Genomic DNA, 16,576 nt, shown 5'->3' with positions numbered 1-16,576 from the left:
AGGGAGGCTGTCACGGTGCCCGGCAAACGCATATCGGACATGCAAGTGAGCAAGTACAAGGAACTCAGAGGCAAGCACAACCAGGAGGCCGCAGCGGGCAAACTGCCAATCAAAATCCGCGAGCCCTGCGATCTCGCTCTGACGGCAACTCTACGAAGACAGCTCTGAAGGGTAGGTTAAGGCCAGGTCCATACGCTCCAGTGTGGCATTGAGGCCAGAAATTTCTATGGGCGATGTGCCACGTTCGATGGCTGCGCGCTGCTCAACTTCCTTGGCTTCGCGAGGTATGTCCCTCGTGCCGCTGGTGCTGGCGGTGGTTGTGCGCTGACGGTGACGCTGCACAAGACGCAGATGGCACGGGCTTGATGCCATGCAGTACTCTTTGTACCGCGAAGCCTTGGCAATGATCCTGCTGTGGTGCTGCACGATCAGCAGGGCCTGGCCTCCAGCGGCTTGTTCTCGTCGGCTGGACAAGCCGCAGTTTCTAGACACTCCGGAGGTCTTTAAGCTGCAACTGGCAAAAGTTTTCTAAATCCAGCTTGGGCTGCGAGGCCAACGGTATATTTATCTAATTACTTGCCTCAGCGTCAGTGAGCGGGACGTGAAGTGTTGTTTTCACCCTATCCATTACTACAATAGTTCTGAACCATTTAACGTTTGGATTGTTGTAGAAAAGCCTATTTGAAATCACTTGAAACTCAGCCATGCTGGCGACATTCAGAATCAACAGAAAGTCAGCATCCCCTGTGACGTAATAACACTGTTGGATTTCCTGACCGGAGAACTGCTTTTTGATGGCTTTTAGATCATCGGATTGAACGCGATCCACATGCACTTCGACCGCAATCGTGATCACCCTCCCCACCTTATCGGGGTCTATGACGGCTGTATTAGCCTTGATGACCCCTGTTTTCTGCATCCGCTGAATACGCCGCTGGACTGAGGCGGTTGACAGGTGTACTTGATCAGCCAGCTCGCGCAACGGGACGCTGTTGTCCACCTGCAGCGCAGCGATCAAAGCCATATCGAATTTATCCAGGTGCTGATCCTGCGCCATAGAGAAAATTTCTCATTTCAAGTTGGAAAAACGGGGCAATCTATCAAGCCATACGCAATAGACTAACACCAAATCGTGGCCACGTTATAAGGTGTTTCTCATGGATTGGCGTACTCGTCTCGTTCAACCGCAGCAACTCGCACCCACCGGCTTCAAATCCCTCACCGTTCCGACGTACCGTGGTTCGACAGTCCTGTTCGACTCGCAAGCTGACGTCCGGGACGATTGGAAACAGCAGCAGGACCGGTACACCTACGGTCTCTATGGCACCCCTACCGCCATGGAACTTGCGGCGCGGGTTGGCCAGCTTGAGGGGGCTCATCACACCTTCACGGTACCTGGTGGTCAGGCTGCTATTACGTTGGTGTATTTCGCTCTCTGCTCTGCGGGCAGCCATGCCCTCGTGCCGTATAGCGCCTACGGCCCGAACAAGGAGATGGCATCCAATCTGCTCAAGCGGCTTGGCGTTGAAGTTGAACCCTACGATCCGCTGATCGGGGCCGACATCGCTGCGTTGATCCGTCCAAACACTGCCCTGATTTGGACGGAAAGTCCGGGGTCGGTGACGATGGAGATTCAAGATATTCCAGCCATCTGCAAGGCTGCGCGTGCGCTTGGTGTTCCGGTTGCGATCGATAACACGTACGCCGCCGGAGTTCTGTTTGATGCGTTCGCGCACGGGGTGGATATCAGTGTCCAGGCGCTGACGAAGTACATTGGCGGGCATAGTGATCTCTTGCTGGGGACGGTCTCGGTCAGGAACGAGCACCTCAAGGAAGTGGTGGGAGACACGTTCAAGCAGCTTGGCTTGGCGGTCTCGCCAGATGATTGCAGCCTCGCGCTCCGTGGCCTGCAAACACTGGGTATCCGACTGACCCATCTGGAAAAAAGCACGCTGGCGATCGCCGGCTGGTTGGCGGAGCAGCCAATGATGGAGTCTGTTCTCCATCCTGCCTTCGCTTCTTGCCCGGGCCACGAAATCTGGAAGCGAGATTTCACCGGCTCGGCAAGTGTCTTCTCGATCAAGTTCCGCGATGAGATCCCGGCAGCGCAAGTCGAAGCGTTTGTTAACGCGCTGAAGGTGTTCAGAATTGGAATGAGTTGGGGTGGGGTCACCAGCCTGGCGCTGGTCTACCCGAATCTGGAGCGGCCGGGCAAAAACTACGGTGGACGCTTGGTCCGATTGAATATTGGTCTTGAAGCGCCGGAGGACCTCCGTTCCGATATCGAACAGGCCTTGAGGACTGGCATCAAATAGGTAGCGCCAGCGTGCAAGTGGCTCTCTAGGAGGGTGTAGACAAAAGAAAGAAACTGCTTGGGAGCGTCTGCAAAAACCTCCCTGCTTGCTCGTCCGTAGAGCCAAGCATTCCCGCGCGTGCTGCTGAATCAGCGCCGCAAGCACTGGCCAGGGCACCACCTGATTCATCTCATCGAGGAAGACTTCTATGCGGGTCTTCTTGGGCAGTGGGTCAAGGGCCGAGCATGCCTGGTTCATGTCCGAAATCTTGCGCGATATTCAACTCCGAATCCAGTTTTTGGCGGGTGGGTCTTGGAGAGATTCCTTAAAACCGACGAGGATAATGGACGTGAACGAACGAGCACGTGGAATGATTGAGATGGTTGCCGCGATGATGATCTGTGGCACCATCGGCTGGTTGGTGGTTGTATCTGGACGTCCAGTCACGCAGGTCGTGCTTTGGCGCTGCGTGTTTGGCGCACTGGTACTTCTACCGATCTGCGCAACCAAAGGATATCTGAGATCGGGAAGGATGAGCTGGCGCCAGTTTGCGATCGCGGTCGCGGGTGGGGCCGCCCTGGTAGCAAACTGGCTGCTACTGTTCTCGGCCTACTCGAAATCCTCCATATCCATTGCCACGACGGTCTACAACACCCAGCCGTTCATGCTGGTCGGCTTGGGCGCACTGTTCCTTGGAGAACGATTGACACTGGCTAAACTCGGATGGTTATCACTGTCATTCTGCGGCATGTTGCTGATCGTGCGAACTCAATCCGAACCCGGTGCGGCGCAGAGCAATTACCTTTGGGGCATCGCACTATCTTTGGGTGCAGCGTTTTTCTATGCTTTGGTGGCTCTGTTCGCAAAACAACTCAAAGGCGTTCCTCCGCATTTGATCGCACTGGTTCATGTGATCGTGGGAGTTGTCGTGCTGTCGCCACTCGTATTACAAGGGGGTTGGCCCGCTGGAGCACTTACCTGGAGTACGTTGGCCACGCTTGGGGTAATACATACAGGCCTGATGTATATCTTGCTGTACGGGGCCATTCAGAGACTGCCGACACACCTGACGGGTGCCCTGTCGTTCATCTACCCGATAGTAGCTATTGTCGTGGATAACGTGGCCTTCGGCCATCGGCTGCATCTGCTGCAAGTGATTGGAGCTGCGTTGATCTTGCTAGCAGCCGCAGGTATGACGTTGGGCTGGTCATTGCGACGGAAGGCCCATGAAGAAAAAGCGATCGTGTGACGAAGGCCCACCAGCTCAATACCAATACGCGCGAAATGAGTGACCAAGCAAACTCTATGACTGTCGGCTCTGCGGTTGGTCCACTACGAACCTCACACCCCCAAGGTCGTACCGACGCGAAATAGGCAGTGGCTGAGATGCGGGCACCACTGGCCTTACCCTCTGCAGTACAACGCTGAAGGCGACAATCATGACTACACCGTCTTTATCCGGATCTTCACCGAACGGTGCCCATCGTCTTGCGCTACCTGCACTCCTCATCGGCGGCGTTGCCATCGGCTGCTCGCCGATCTTCGTACGTATCTCCGAGTTGGGCTCAGTCTCAACGGCCTTCTGGCGCCTGGCTCTGGCACTGCTCCCATTGTGGTACTTGTTCAGACGCTCCCACACGGGCGAAACCGCTGCACAGATGCCGCGCAGGCTCAGCGAGCATATTGCTGTGGCCATGCCCGGCATTCTGCTGGCGAGCGAGCTTGCAACCTGGCACATATCGCTACGGATGACGTCAGTGGCGAACTCGACGCTGCTCGTTAATATGGCGCCGATATTCGTGACGTTATTCAGTTGGTTCGCGCTAGGCCAGAAAGTCAGCCGAGTGTTTCTGGCGGGGTTAACACTTTCGATCGCAGGAATAGTGGTTCTGAAATGGGGAGACAGTGCTATCGGTGCAGGCAGCGCCAAAGGAGACGCGGTAGCCCTATCGGCGGCGGCCCTCTACGCTGGCTACATCCTGCTGCTCGGTCGACTGCGAAAGATATACGCCACGATCATCATCATGCTGTGGAGCACGATATCAGCGGCGTTGTGCACGCTGGTACTTGCACTGATTGTCGATACTGCGATCGTGCCCTGGACGCTTGCTGGATGGGCCATTGTTCTTGGCCTTGCCTGGATCAGTCACACAGGCGGGCAAAGCCTGATCGCCTATGCGCTCGCGTGGCTGCCACCAACTTTTTCTTCACTCACGCTTTTGATTCAGCCAGTGGTCGCGGCGCTGTTGGCGTGGTTTCTGTTAAGAGAACCTCTGTCAATGTTTCAGATCACAGGGGCGCTGATCGTGATTGCCGGTATCCTCATTGCGCGAAGAGGCTAGTCTGGCCGCCACTTTCTCGCGGCAGTCGGCACCAAATCCGCGCTGTGCCAACAATGCTTCCGATTTCGGCCATTTTCGCTGCAGGCCCGACAGCGCAGCCGTTAAGCCGGCCTCCTTCGCGTGGGCGCATTATCGCGTTGATCAGTTGAGGCACATCTCGAGTGCTGTCGCCAGGTTTTCAAGTAGCGTGGTGACATCTGCATTCGGATTTGCGGCGACATTCCGGAGCCAACGTTCGCCTTTGATCGTTGTCGTGGAAACCATACCGGGCGGCAATGCGGCAAGAAGGTCATCAAATCGGTCCTGTCGCGCAGGTCGCCACACCACCACGCCGGATTGAGGCTCTGCCAATAACTGCAGGCGAGCGTCGTTTTTGATAAACCCGGCCAGACTGTCCGAAATTTCTACGCAGCGCTCGATCCGCTCGGCAAGCCCTTGCCTTCCCCAAGCTAACAGGGTTGCGAGCAACGGGACGGCAGTAGCGCCATGAGAACCTAATATTCCGACGTTGGGAACAGCAAGATATGCGCCCCCGAAACTGATAGCAGCGCTTGCTTCGGCGTTGTCCCGGAACAAGATCAGCGCAGACTCTTTGGGTTGAAACAACCATTTGTGAGCGGATACAGCCACGGAGTTCGCTCGCTCGATTCCGTTGAGTAGCGTTCGATACCGGGTCAGGCGCAGCGGACCCGCCCATGCTGCGTCTACGTGGGCCCAGGCCGCCTCGCTGGCCAGATGAAGTGGATCGATAACTCCAGTACTCGTCGTCCCGGCAGTCAGTACCAACGCCGCGCGTGAGAGATCGGTCGGAACCTGATCCGCGAGCATAGCCCCTGTTGCGTCCGTGGCAACCTGACGAAATCTCAGGCCAAGAATGTGTGCCGCCTTGGCGATGGAAAGATGTGCGCTGTCTGAGGCAACGACCTCGTCAATACCGGCACACTCTCGGGCAGCCCATAAAGCTGTCAGGTTGGCGAGTGTCGAACCGGGTGTGATATGTCCACCCGACATGCCGAAGTATGGGGCCAACCAGTTAACGACGGCTTCTTCAATCCGACGGGCCACGGGGGCCGTTGCGGGGTGAAGTAGGTTCTGATTGAGCGAGGCATTCCACAACGTTGTTGCCCAGGTAATCCATGGGGTAGGTGGGTCCATGTGAGCCAGGGATGAAGCTGCGCCAAGATGCGCGGCGCCTCCTAGAACGAGCGGAGCAAGTAACTCCAGCGCCGCGCTTGCTCCAAGTCCGGTGTCGGGCAGGTCAGCTGGCAGCGGTTGCGCACCGCTCTGAGCGTGCGTCTGCAATAACATTTCGAGGGATCTTTTTAGACCCTCCTCGTTTCCCAGAAAGTCGGCGTCAGACATTTGCTACCCAATTCGCTTGTCCTGAAGGCTCCCCCTTTAAAGTGAGGGCGTGAGCGGTATTCGTGACCGCAATGCGATCAAACCTGTCACAGCGTGAGCGCCTTGCGCGTGTTCCGCAGTGCCAGGCTCCCCTATCTTCGGGATACGGTGCCGGCGACCGGCGTTGTTCTTGTGAGGCATGCATCAACTTCAGGACAGCGGGCCAATACGTCATTACCCTGACCTTTCGTCGACCTACCCATGTACCAACGCCGGTCAGATCGTTACGGCGGAAACTGGCACCGCGCAACAGGTGAGCACGTCGCGCGGACCGAGAGGGAACGGTGACTCGATCAGATGAACGACTTCGCCGGCCAGTAATGTCTGCCGACACGCTCCGCAAACGCCTGCGCGACAATTCGCCGGTAGGCTCAGCCCACATGCCTCTGCGAGTTCTAGCAGCGTGCCATCCTCCAGATGCCATGTCGCATCTATCCCATCGGCTTCAAAGCGGACCGATATTGGCCCGTTGACTGGTGGCTTGCGTCGCTGTGCCGAAACGGCTGCCGGTGAGGCAAAGCTTTCGCTGTGGATAGCCTCGGGCGCCACGCCCGCCTCCTCGGCCCACCGACGCACATCCGTGACGAAACGTGGTGGGCCGCAGACATAGACTTCGGCCTGCGCTGGGAGACCGGCAAAAGCGTTGGCGGACAGGCGGCCGGCCTCAGCATGAGGGACCATGTCCAACGCCCCGCCGTCCTCCGGTCGGCTCAGGAACAACCGCAAGCGCGCTGCCGGCAGCACCATCGCCAATTCACTGGCCTCGCGCCACAAGGCCAGCGAATTTTCATGCCGCGCCGCGTGCAGCACCGTCACCGGGCGGCCACCGTCCTCGCGATCCGCGAGTGCACGCAGCATAGCGACAATAGGCGTGATGCCGATGCCGGCGCTGACCAGTACCAGTGGACGCTCACGCTCCGCCGCGCCCAGGTGAAAGCTGCCGAATGGCCCGGACATCAGCAGGCTGGAAGACTCTCGCAGCGTCGCGTGCATGAGCGGAGACACGGTGCCGCCCGATCCTTCGTTCTTGACGCTTAGACGCAGCTGATCGCCCTCGGCCGCGGAAATCGTGTAGGAGCGCCAGTACGGCTGTGCATCAGGGCCCGGCACGCTCACGCGCACATGCTGCCCGGGCAGCGGCGCCGGGCGAAGGTGAGCGAGCGGGTCGCGCAGCCAGAAGCTGTCAACGTCGGCGCTTTCCTGAACGCGCCTGACCACCTGCGCATGCCGTGGCCATTGGGCCGGCGGCGGGCCCGGATTGGGGGCGCCGACTTCCTGCGCGGGACTGGCTGGCTCGCCGGTTCGCAGCGGATCGCCGGCGCGAACAAACCCGGCGCGCGTCACCCGCGCATAAACGCCGAAGAACAAATGCCCCTCCCGGCCCGCCAAAAGCGCCGGCACGTTGATGTCAGATTGCCCCGTCATGGGGTTAACGGAAGTGGCCTTGCATCGCTCGATCGGCCGCAGAATTTCCAGTTCAACCGCGTCACCGATTCGAATGCGCCCCCCGACCCAGCGAAATTCCTCCCAGGCCGGCAGACCGTCCAGGTAAAGGTTGCCGCGGAAACGAAGCGGGTCCAGCACGGCGCCTGCCTGACGCGACAGCGCGCGCACAGTTTCAAGGTTGATGAGCGACAGGGGGGCATCCTCGAAATCCCACCAGCCCAAATCAGCATTGCGGCGTACGAAGCGGGGCGCATCAAGTGCACCGGGAGAAAACCAGGATGCAATCGCCTGGTTCGCGTGTTCCCATGTATCTGGCTCGGACAAGCTGATGCTCGCGCAGCCACCCATCGGCGCATTCAATGTCAGCCGCAGACGTTCCGGGTCGAAGTTCAGGCTATAGCACGGCAGTCCTTCGTTGCGTGTCATACGCACGAAGCCCTGGCACGGTGCCCACCCCTCGCCGGGGATCACCGCGTGGCCGTTGGCGATACCCAGGAACCGGTCCATCGGGATGCCGCGGCCTGGCTCTAGTTTGACCTCGGTTAAGGTTTGTCCACTGAAACCCTTGACCGGGTAGCGATAGAGCGACGCCAGTGTGGGCATTGCATGGTCGACATCTGGCAGGTCGAAGGGCTGCGTCCTTGCATCGATCATTTAAGGCATCTGCTCCGTCGTTTGCACCAGCGCGATTGCCGCCTGCCCACCAAGTACCGCGAAGGTATGCAGCGCGTCTTCCAGCTGGCCGACGCGGGCAGCCAACTCCAGCGCAGTTGCCGTTCCGAATAGTCCGTAGGTGTAGCCCCTCTCCCGTTGGCGCCAGTCGTCGGCCACATCGGCGAGCCGCCCGAACAGCACGGTCGAGCCTCGGTGGGTGGGCACGGTCAGCGAGGCGAAGTCGCCACGGGCCAAGGTTTGAGGCTGGACAAGTCGGGTACGCCAGTGCATGCGGGGGGCGCTGGACAATGGAAGATTGTGATAATTTAGTTCGCGTAGATTGATAAATGATCTCTAAATAACACCTATGAACGAGAAACTTTATCGATGAAGCCCGCCGCCCAACTGGACGAATTCGACCTGGCTCTACTCGACATCCTGCAGCAGGACAACATGGTTCCGCTGCTCGAGATGGCGGCACGCGTGCACTTGTCCACTGCCTCGGCGCAGCGTCGCATCCAGCGGGCAGTGCTATTACGTGACGGGAGACGCGGATTTTCTGTTGATGGAGGTGAAGGGATCGGCCGACGTGCGCGCGGCCGACAGGAACATCGCCGCGCTGGCGAGCGATGGCCTGTACCGCACCGCCCACCACTTGGCGGTGGCACAGGGCCAGGCCGTACCCGGACGCGACCCGCAGGAGGTCGTGGCCGCCCACCTCCGCTGGCTCGAAGCCCTGCGCCGTGTCGGCGTCGTGGAGCGCGTTGCCGAAGGGCTATGGAAGGTGCCGGGTGACCTACCCGAACAGGGCCGCCAGTACGACGCGCAGCGCCTGGGCGGCGTGGCCGTGGAGCTGAAATCGCATCTGCCCATCGAGCGGCAGGCGCGCGTGATTGGGGCCACCAGGCCGACGGGCATGCAATGCTCACTGGACGGCGTTCACTTTCGGGGGGAACTCTCCGGTCGCAGATCGCGTGCCGCTGCGATGTGCGGGATTCGGTTGAGTGTTAAATCGAAAACAGTCGAAGGCGATTCGAACCGACTCAACGCAAGGCGCGCGCAGCCCGCGATTCTCTGCAGGCATCAACGCTGAATCCTAGAACTTGTGAACCACGCCCAGGCGGAGCACCAGTTGCCGCTGTGTGGATGAGGCATCTCCGACGACGCCGTCAAAGATCGCAGCGGGCTGGGCCGCACCGGCCGCGACCTGGTAGGCGGTCGACACATACAGCTCGGTCGACTTGTTCAGCTTATAGTCGGCCATCAGATTGAGCTGGTGGTATTTCGGCCGCGACGACGAGTAGCCGACACGGCCGTCGGTGAAGGTGTAGCCGGCAGCGATGGTCGCGGCCTTCGAGAGAGCGTAGGAGCCCCAGGCCTCGTAGTTGTCGAATCTGACCGTGCTGCTCGTCCCATTCGCATCGGCGAAGCGCGTGCTCGTGAAATCCGCGCCCAGCGTGGTCGAACTCAGGGTCCAGGTCGCACCGGCGCCGAAGATCTGCTGTTTGGATGGCGTGCCGACATAGCTGAAGGCGCCATGGGCGCCGATGGCGGAACCCGTGGTGTTAGCGACGAAGTCGCCGTCCGTGAAGAGCGCGGCCGGCTGCTTGGCCGAGAGGTAGCCCGCGGAGACATTGAAGCCATCGGTAGCGTAGGACGCCCCGGCGCTCCACATGCCGAGCGTGCTGGCGCCCGCTGCATTGCTCTCGGCGAGGCTGGCCATGCCACCGAACTGGAGGCCAGCCATCCGCGGGCTGGTGTACTTAATCGCATTGTTCACGCGGTAGGAATCGGCGATGTTGTCGACGTCGCCGGCATGGAAGGCGAGGCCACCCCAGTTGCCGTCCATGCTCACCGGCTGGAGGTAGTCGACGATGGAGTCGTATTGGCGTCCCAGCGTCAACGTGCCCAGCGTGGCAGAAGACAGGGCCACCCAACTCTGCCGGCCGAACTGCCGGCCGCCTTGCGCGAGCGTGCCGCTGTCCACCCTGAAGCCGCTTTCCAGCTTGAACAACGCCTTGAGGCCGCCGCCCAGATCCTCTTCGCCTCTCACGCCCCAGCGGCTACCGTACATGCCGTCGGAGGTGCCGTCCCGCATGTTCCACAGCTTCTTGCCGCCGCTGTTGTTGGTGAAGTCCATGCCGACGTCGAGGACGCCGTACAGGGTGAAGCTGGCTTGTGCACTTGCAGCGCCGCAGAGGCTGGTGATGGCCAGCGCCGCGAGGGTCTTAGTGAAGTGATTCATTCTGTCTCCTGCTGATCGTTGTATGAACCGGATATTCGGTTTTTGGTAATGACACAGGCACAGCAAAGCCTAGGCGACCGAATTTCACGGGGCCTGATTACTGGCGGTTTGTGTTTTTGGTTCTTTGCCGAGACGATGGTGTCTCAGGCCAAGCGCGCAGCGCTTATTTCCGGACTCGGTAGCGCTGCACCATGTCCTCGTCGAGAACGATGCCGAGGCCCGGGGTATCGGATACCTTGACACTGCCGTTTTCGAGCGGCGTCAAGTTCTTGACGAGACCGCGGAACAAGGGACTGTCGCTCTGCGAGTATTCGATCAGATTGCCGAATTCTCGAGAGGCCAGGAAGTGAATCGTCGCCGCCAACAGGATGCCGGTGCTGAAACCATGGGGCACCAGGCGGGCGCCGTATTCCTGGGCCATTTCGTAGATGTGCAGCATTTCGCTGATGCCGCCGCAACGAGTGATATCGGGCTGAACGATGGCCGGCCGGCTGCCTTCGAGGAAGGCGCGGAATTCATGCCGCGTCGCCAGGCCTTCGCCGCCCGACACCGGAATGCCGGCATGCTCGGCGAGATAGGCGAGACCGCGCAGATCGTCCGAGGAAAGCGGCTCTTCGATCCATCCCAGATTGAACTCGCGCAGCGCATTGCACTGCGCCATCGCGTGGGAAGAATTCAGCCAGCGCCCGACCAGATCGATCTGGATCTGGACCTCGTCACCGACCTGTTCGCGAATCTTGCGCAGGATGTGCGCATCCCTCGGCAGGTTCTCGCCGAAGCCTGCGCCGCCCAGCTTGATGCTGCGCAGCCCTTGGCTCAGCAGGCGCGCGACGATGGCATGGTTCTGCTCGTCCGTGGCCGCGGGAATGAAGGTGCCATAGGCCTCGATGCGGTCGCGGTACTTGCCGCCCAGCAGCGTGTGGACCGGCACCTGGTAGTGCTGGCCGGCAATGTCCCAGAGGGCGATGTCCAAGGCGCTGATCGCATGGATGGCCACCCCGCGACGACCCATGTATTCGGTCGAGCGGTACATCTTCTTCCACAGCCGATCGATCTCCAGCGGGTTCTCGCCGATCAGCACCTGCCGCAGCCCCTGGCAGGTCTCGTGAGACGCGGGCGTCTCGATCAGCGCCTTCACGACGGCGGGCGAGCTGTCGGTCTCGCCCAGGCCGATCAGGCCGGTATCCGTGTGGATGCGTACGATCAGGGCGTCTTCGCCCCATTCGCAGGCCTGGTCCAGGGCGGGAACCCGCAACCAGATGGCTTCAACATCGGTGATCTTCATTTTTTAGCGCTGGTAAGTTGGCTTGGCTTCGATCGACTGGCGTGTCGATCAATATTTGGCAGGCAGGGGCGCCACTGAGTCGTGATCCTCGCGCAGCCACTTGAACAGGCCCCAGATCTTCACCGCGAGGATGATCACGAAGGGGATGGCCGTCAGGATGACCGCGGTCTTGAGGGTGCTCAGCGGCGCCTTGATGTAGAGCATCCCCAGCGGCAGGATGGCCAGCATCACGCACCAAAACAGGCGCAAGCCCGGGGACGGGTCTTGCCCTTCGCGGAGGTTCTTCGTGCTGGTGGCGGCGACGGTGTAGGCCGTCGCATCCAGGTGCGAGGCGAGGAAGACCAGCATCAGAACGAAGTACACGACCGACATCAGCTTGCCGAGCGGTAGGTTCGAGAGCAGCTGAGACACCGCCGCTTCGCCGCCCAATCCGTTCAGCATGGCCGGAGTGTTCACCACGTTGTGCATGAACTGATGGATCGCATAGCTTTCCAGGCTGCCGAAGAAGAACCAGCAGCCGCCGCAACCGCCCAGGATCATCGCCAGCACCACCTCGCGGATCGTGCGGCCCTTGGAGACGCGCGTCACGAAGATGGCGACGCCAGGCGTATAGGTGATCCAGTAGAGCCAGTAGAAAACAGTCCAGTCGCGCGTGAACGCACCGTCCCCGATGGGGTCGGTGAAGAAGCTCATGTGCACGAAGTTCTGCAGGCTCAGTCCGACGGCATTAGCGAAGTTGTTGACGATGAAGCCGGTCGGGCCCATGACGAGAACCACCAGCGCGAAAGCCAGGGTGAGGCCGCAGGCCAGCTTCGCAAGGCGCTGCATGCCGGAGCCGATACCGATCCACGAGCTCAGCGAGAACACCAGAGTCACGAGGGCGACGAGGCCGGCCTTGAGCGCGAAACTGTCTTCGATGCCGACCAGATCGGCGAGCCCCTTGGCGACGGTCGATGTCGTCAGCGTGGTCGTGAGGATCAGGCCGCCGAAGGTCGCGAACAGGAACACCAGGTCAATAATCCGGCCGAGCACGCCGTGCGCGCTGAGGCCAGTGACTGCTTCGATGATGCCGGCCAAGCTGAGGCCCTTGTTGCGGCGCACATGGAAGTGATATGCCATCGCGAGCGAGGCGATGCCGTAGAAGCCCCAGGGCGTGATGCCCCAGTGGAAGAACGAGTAAGCGACGCTGAATTCCAGCGCTTCCTTGCTGCTTGCAGCAATATTGAGACCCGGCGTCACATAGTAATATGCCCATTCGGTGAAAGCCCAGTACATCGTGGCCGAACCGAGGCCCGCACAAACAAACATGAATACCCAAGCGGTATTGCTATATTCAGGGCTGTCCGTTCCCAGGCGAATATTTCCATACTTGCCGGCGGCCAACCATCCTATCAATACGACGCAAACAAATCCGAGTAGTTGAACGATCGTGCCGAAGGTCTTGGTTGCACCATTAAATAACTCATCAGCGAAGGTCTTGGAGCGATCTGGAAAGGCTATCAACAGCGCCATGGTCAATGCAACTACCACGATGCTGGAGACAATCAGTACTCGGTCCTTTTGAGGGGCTGATTCTGTGGCGATCAAGTATTTAGACATGACCGCCTCCTGCCATGAGGTGACCGATAGCGATGGTTTGCATGATGTCTCGCTCCTATAATAAGTTAATTGCCGTAGCTTCCATGCGAGATGTAATGTAAGCTTCACCAAGAGCGCGGGGAAACGTCAGTTCTTAATGGATTCATAAGCGGTGCTTATTAAACGGCCTAATGAGACCCAGGTGGTCACCCGACTGCCTCATCTCAGTCTGCTGCTGGCGTTCAAGACGGTGGCGGAACATGGCAGCTTCACGCGAGCAGCCGATCTGCTCCACCTGTCCCAGTCGGCCGTGAGCCAACAGGTGGTGAGGCTGGAGGAAGCCCTCGGCGTGCAACTGTTCGTCCGCTCCACGCGCTCGGTCAGCCTGACATCTGCGGGACACGACCTGCTCAACGACATTCGCGGCGCCTTCGACGAGTTGGTGGTCGCCTTCGACCGCTGCGCACGCAAGGGAGAGGCACCGACGCTTCATGTAGAAGCCGAACCGGTGTTGAGCGCGTTCTGGCTGACACCCCGGCTGAAGCAATTCACGCAGCGTTTCCCTGGCCTGCAGATCAAGCTCCTGCTGACGACCCAGCGAGTCGAGTTTCCGCGCGAGGTCGAGTTCGCCATCAAGTGGGGCGATGGTCATTGGCCAGGCTTCGATGCCGAGTTTCTTCTGGGTCTGAACTACGCACCAGTCTGCAGCCCGAGCTTGCTGAAGGGACCGAAGGCGCTTCTCCTTCCGGCTGACCTTCAGCACTACCAACTGCTGCATGATCGAAATGCGGATGACTGGGATCGCTGGCATCAGCAGTTCCCGGAGGTACCGCTGAACTTCCAGCGGGGGCATGTCGTGACGGACTCGAATGTGCTGGCACAACTCGCGGCTGCGGGGCATGGCGTCGCCTTGTGCGCGCTGGAGTTGGTGGAGTCGCAGCTTCGACACGGGGAACTGGTCACGCCATTTCCGCAAATGACAATGCGCCACTGGCTGGCGTATCACGTCCTCACCCGCCGGCACCAGATGTTGAGCGAGGTCGCGACGCAGTTCGTAGCTTGGCTGAAGGCCGAGGCTGCCGCAGCGGATCAAAATCCGCCCCGGGCATGAGGCGAGACGTGATGCCAAGCACGCTGAGCATCGCTGCTGTGTCCGCAAAATCGCGCACGTCGTCGCCAAAGCCGCGCGTTCGGTTGAACCAGTCTGTCATTGACCAATTCGAGCTGAGCACCGTGCCAATGCAGCACCGGCTGCGAGCCGAGATGCACTAGTGGCGACGCTAGGGCTTGCGGCGACATCTCGACGGGGCCGAAGCCGATTTTTTTGTGACCCATCGGCGCGACGCGGGCTCCTGGATTCTCGCGATGAACTCTGCGACCCTGATGATTTCGCTCGTTTAGTCTCTGGTTGTCGGACTTCTGTATACCTCGTAGCTGCAACGGCCACTGCTTCTCTGCCAAGGGGGTTTGTCCGTCTTCAACCTATCGTTCGCCCGCTCTCACAGTCGCTCGCGGAGGTGATGGAGTGCGTCGTGGCGAGCTATAGACACAAGTACTTGGGCAAACAGGTGCTGCCTAAGCTCATCCACCGATCGACTTGAGAGCCGCCGGCCGCTACTCGGCATCTACCTGGGCGCACACCCATGCATCATGGGCTAAAGGGGGCGTGTCGACTTTCCGCCCTAAACCGAGATCACCCCTTGCGGCCGGCCTCGGTCACAAGTTCCGGGCGCAGCGAGTGCGCCGAAAACGCCCCGTCCACGCAGGCCAGCCGAGTCAGCGGACATCGCCCTCGGGGTTGTCGGATCAAATTGGCCGTACTGTGGACCGGCCACGGACTCCTGAGGGGCTCGCAATAGGCTTCTTCCGTCGATCGCGCCCACTTGCCGCACGCCTGCAGAACCGCTCGGGACCCGCTGCAGCCCTTGCGGGGCGCGGTCGCTCAAGTGGCCTGCGAATACGTGTCAGGAGACAGCCTTTGCGCACTCGCGGGGCGGCGCCGCCGTATGTAGCAGCAGGCGCGGGCTGACACTCAATCGTTCGCCATTTTGCGCGAGAGATCAGCATGCGGCGCCGACTTCGAGGGGGCCGCCTGCTTGAGTTGCTCGAATCGCCGATGCAAATCTTCCGGGCGGATATGGGTGTAGCGCCGCAAGGTGTTCCAGTTGGTATGGCCGGATACCATGGCTACTTCCGCGATCTGGAACCCGTGCCAGAACAGCATGCTGATCCCTGTATGTCGCAGATCATGGAATCTCAAATCCTTGATGCGCGGCATGCCGGTGATGGCAATTCGGTTGCGCGCCCTTTCGAAAGCGGCCGAGGCGGATTCCATGTTGTGGGGAAAGACCCGCGCCTCCAATTTTGGGATGATCTGTAGGAGATCCCAGGCCGGCGCGAGAAGCGGCACGGTCTGGTCGTTGTATTCCTTCCGCTTCGGATGTTTCACCTTCCGAATAATGATCGTGCGGCGCTTAGAATCAATATCTTTCCATTCCAAGCGACCAAGCTCGCTCAGCCTGCGTGGAAATGCCAGCGCAAATTTATAGACCAAAATCATGTCAATTTCGGTCTGGTGATGCTGATTGCGCCGTTCAAACTCAGCCAGTAAGGCGTCTTCCTCCTCTTGGTCAACCCATCGAATGATTTCCTTCGATTTGGAAACCAGACCTTGCTCATCCAGATAATGCATGGCCGTCTGGATAACCTCCGGATCGGCATCAATCTCGTAGGCAATCCTGGCCACGCCGAAGGCGGCGGAAACCGGCGAGAGGTCGCTCTTGATCGTCGCTGGCGTCACGCCGTCCTTTGTCTTGCGACGGATGGCATAATCAATAAGGTGCTTCGGCCTTAAGTCTTTGACGAGAACTTGATCGAACTCCTGCGCGATCTTCTCGTGGTTGTGGATGGTCGATCTCCCCAGCAGGGGGCGGACCTTCAACTGAGCTTCGAGGTGCATGCGCACCAACTGCCCGACCGTCGTCTTGGACGATGTGTGGCGGGCAGGGCCCTCGGCCTTGACCTTTGCTTCCAGGCGCTCTCCCCAGGAGGTCGCTTGGGCGCGGGTGTCGAAGACCTTCGACTCTGAGAAAATTACGACGCCGCCTTGCTTGATGCGGACTTGAGCAAGGAACTTGTCGCCTCGGGGTGTGACCGATGCCATGCGTGTTCTCCAGTGCAACTGCAGGTGCAACTGCGGGTGTTTTGACGGTGCAACTGGCCCGTCGAGTTGCACAGGCTAGTCACACTGGACGGTTCTGGATACCCAAAAATCCGACCCAAAGCCCGCAAGTTAGAAGACCCAGGAATGACGCGATCTGAGAAAAATCAA

Annotated in this window: 13 protein-coding genes and 2 pseudogenes; 6 read left to right on the top strand and 9 right to left on the bottom strand. The window is 59.7% G+C overall.

Features of this window, described 5'->3' with window-relative positions:
• Positions 1-150: 150 nt before the first annotated feature.
• Positions 151-474 (bottom strand): hypothetical protein, encoded by a 324-nt coding sequence (locus tag CDN99_RS28665; protein WP_158218830.1) that lies wholly within the window; start codon positions 472-474, stop codon positions 151-153.
• Between the two features lie 94 nt (positions 475-568).
• The gene (locus CDN99_RS12375) at positions 569-1,057 is read right to left on the bottom strand and encodes an Lrp/AsnC family transcriptional regulator (RefSeq protein ID WP_088385148.1); all 489 of its coding nucleotides are present in this window, start codon (positions 1,055-1,057) and stop codon (positions 569-571) included.
• A gap of 100 nt (positions 1,058-1,157) precedes the next feature.
• Between CDN99_RS12375 and CDN99_RS12370 the strand changes: the two genes are divergently transcribed.
• The 3 genes from CDN99_RS12370 to CDN99_RS12360 all read left to right on the top strand — a co-directional run bounded on the left by CDN99_RS12370 (position 1,158) and on the right by CDN99_RS12360 (position 4,636).
• Positions 1,158-2,315, top strand: coding sequence for a cystathionine beta-lyase (locus CDN99_RS12370; protein ID WP_088385147.1), 1,158 nt, complete (start codon positions 1,158-1,160; stop codon positions 2,313-2,315).
• Positions 2,316-2,637: 322 nt separating this feature from the next.
• On the top strand, positions 2,638-3,543 hold the full coding sequence (locus CDN99_RS12365) for a DMT family transporter (RefSeq protein WP_202820261.1): 906 nt from the start codon (positions 2,638-2,640) through the stop codon (positions 3,541-3,543).
• Between the two features lie 190 nt (positions 3,544-3,733).
• The gene (locus tag CDN99_RS12360) at positions 3,734-4,636 is read left to right on the top strand and encodes a DMT family transporter (protein WP_088385146.1); all 903 of its coding nucleotides are present in this window, start codon (positions 3,734-3,736) and stop codon (positions 4,634-4,636) included.
• A gap of 141 nt (positions 4,637-4,777) precedes the next feature.
• On the opposite strand, the gene CDN99_RS12355 is transcribed toward CDN99_RS12360, so the two are convergent.
• From CDN99_RS12355 to CDN99_RS12345, 3 genes are all read right to left on the bottom strand, one after another.
• The gene (locus CDN99_RS12355; RefSeq protein WP_088385145.1) at positions 4,778-5,998 is read right to left on the bottom strand and encodes a pyridoxal phosphate-dependent decarboxylase family protein; all 1,221 of its coding nucleotides are present in this window, start codon (positions 5,996-5,998) and stop codon (positions 4,778-4,780) included.
• Positions 5,999-6,253: 255 nt separating this feature from the next.
• The gene (locus tag CDN99_RS12350; RefSeq protein WP_088385144.1) at positions 6,254-8,137 is read right to left on the bottom strand and encodes an MOSC domain-containing protein; all 1,884 of its coding nucleotides are present in this window, start codon (positions 8,135-8,137) and stop codon (positions 6,254-6,256) included.
• Entirely contained in the window at positions 8,138-8,428 is a 291-nt protein-coding gene (locus CDN99_RS12345; RefSeq protein WP_088385143.1) for a PLP-dependent aminotransferase family protein, read from the bottom strand.
• Positions 8,429-8,524: 96 nt separating this feature from the next.
• On the opposite strand from CDN99_RS12345, the pseudogene CDN99_RS29740 reads away from it, so the two are divergent.
• Positions 8,525-8,650 (top strand): annotated as a pseudogene (locus CDN99_RS29740) (Lrp/AsnC family transcriptional regulator); the annotation flags it as partial.
• 49 nt (positions 8,651-8,699) lie between these two features.
• A pseudogene (locus CDN99_RS29020) lies at positions 8,700-9,041 on the top strand (DUF3363 domain-containing protein); the annotation flags it as partial.
• A 192-nt stretch (positions 9,042-9,233) separates the two neighbouring features.
• Here the strand turns inward: CDN99_RS29020 and CDN99_RS12330 are convergent.
• From CDN99_RS12330 to CDN99_RS12320, 3 genes are all read right to left on the bottom strand, one after another.
• The gene (locus CDN99_RS12330; protein WP_088385142.1) at positions 9,234-10,382 is read right to left on the bottom strand and encodes a porin; all 1,149 of its coding nucleotides are present in this window, start codon (positions 10,380-10,382) and stop codon (positions 9,234-9,236) included.
• Positions 10,383-10,545: 163 nt separating this feature from the next.
• Positions 10,546-11,667, bottom strand: a complete 1,122-nt coding sequence (locus CDN99_RS12325; protein WP_088385141.1) for a mandelate racemase/muconate lactonizing enzyme family protein — start codon at positions 11,665-11,667, stop codon at positions 10,546-10,548.
• Positions 11,668-11,715: 48 nt separating this feature from the next.
• Positions 11,716-13,266, bottom strand: coding sequence for a BCCT family transporter (locus tag CDN99_RS12320; protein ID WP_088385140.1), 1,551 nt, complete (start codon positions 13,264-13,266; stop codon positions 11,716-11,718).
• 181 nt (positions 13,267-13,447) lie between these two features.
• Between CDN99_RS12320 and CDN99_RS12315 the strand changes: the two genes are divergently transcribed.
• Positions 13,448-14,356 (top strand): LysR substrate-binding domain-containing protein, encoded by a 909-nt coding sequence (locus CDN99_RS12315; RefSeq protein ID WP_158218829.1) that lies wholly within the window; start codon positions 13,448-13,450, stop codon positions 14,354-14,356.
• 921 nt (positions 14,357-15,277) lie between these two features.
• On the opposite strand, the gene CDN99_RS12310 is transcribed toward CDN99_RS12315, so the two are convergent.
• On the bottom strand, positions 15,278-16,408 hold the full coding sequence (locus CDN99_RS12310; RefSeq protein WP_088385138.1) for a tyrosine-type recombinase/integrase: 1,131 nt from the start codon (positions 16,406-16,408) through the stop codon (positions 15,278-15,280).
• Between the last annotated feature and the right edge of the window lie 168 nt (positions 16,409-16,576).

This window comes from Roseateles aquatilis (assembly GCF_002205645.1).
Lineage (GTDB): Bacteria > Pseudomonadota > Gammaproteobacteria > Burkholderiales > Burkholderiaceae_C > Roseateles > Roseateles aquatilis.
This window is presented reverse-complemented; position numbering and strand designations above follow the sequence as displayed.

Bases quoted from the DNA above. Each gene is read 5' to 3' on its own strand.
- CDN99_RS12355 (WP_088385145.1), bottom strand. From the start codon at position 5,998: ATGTCTGACGCCGACTTTCTGGGAAACGAGGAGGGTCTAAAAAGATCC.
- CDN99_RS12345 (WP_088385143.1), bottom strand. From the start codon at position 8,428: ATGCACTGGCGTACCCGACTTGTCCAGCCTCAAACCTTGGCCCGTGGC.
- CDN99_RS12350 (WP_088385144.1), bottom strand. From the start codon at position 8,137: ATGATCGATGCAAGGACGCAGCCCTTCGACCTGCCAGATGTCGACCAT.
- CDN99_RS12325 (WP_088385141.1), bottom strand. From the start codon at position 11,667: ATGAAGATCACCGATGTTGAAGCCATCTGGTTGCGGGTTCCCGCCCTG.
- CDN99_RS12365 (WP_202820261.1), top strand. From the start codon at position 2,638: ATGGACGTGAACGAACGAGCACGTGGAATGATTGAGATGGTTGCCGCG.
- CDN99_RS12320 (WP_088385140.1), bottom strand. From the start codon at position 13,266: ATGTCTAAATACTTGATCGCCACAGAATCAGCCCCTCAAAAGGACCGA.
- CDN99_RS12360 (WP_088385146.1), top strand. From the start codon at position 3,734: ATGACTACACCGTCTTTATCCGGATCTTCACCGAACGGTGCCCATCGT.
- CDN99_RS12330 (WP_088385142.1), bottom strand. From the start codon at position 10,382: ATGAATCACTTCACTAAGACCCTCGCGGCGCTGGCCATCACCAGCCTC.
- CDN99_RS12375 (WP_088385148.1), bottom strand. From the start codon at position 1,057: ATGGCGCAGGATCAGCACCTGGATAAATTCGATATGGCTTTGATCGCT.
- CDN99_RS12370 (WP_088385147.1), top strand. From the start codon at position 1,158: ATGGATTGGCGTACTCGTCTCGTTCAACCGCAGCAACTCGCACCCACC.
- CDN99_RS12310 (WP_088385138.1), bottom strand. From the start codon at position 16,408: ATGGCATCGGTCACACCCCGAGGCGACAAGTTCCTTGCTCAAGTCCGC.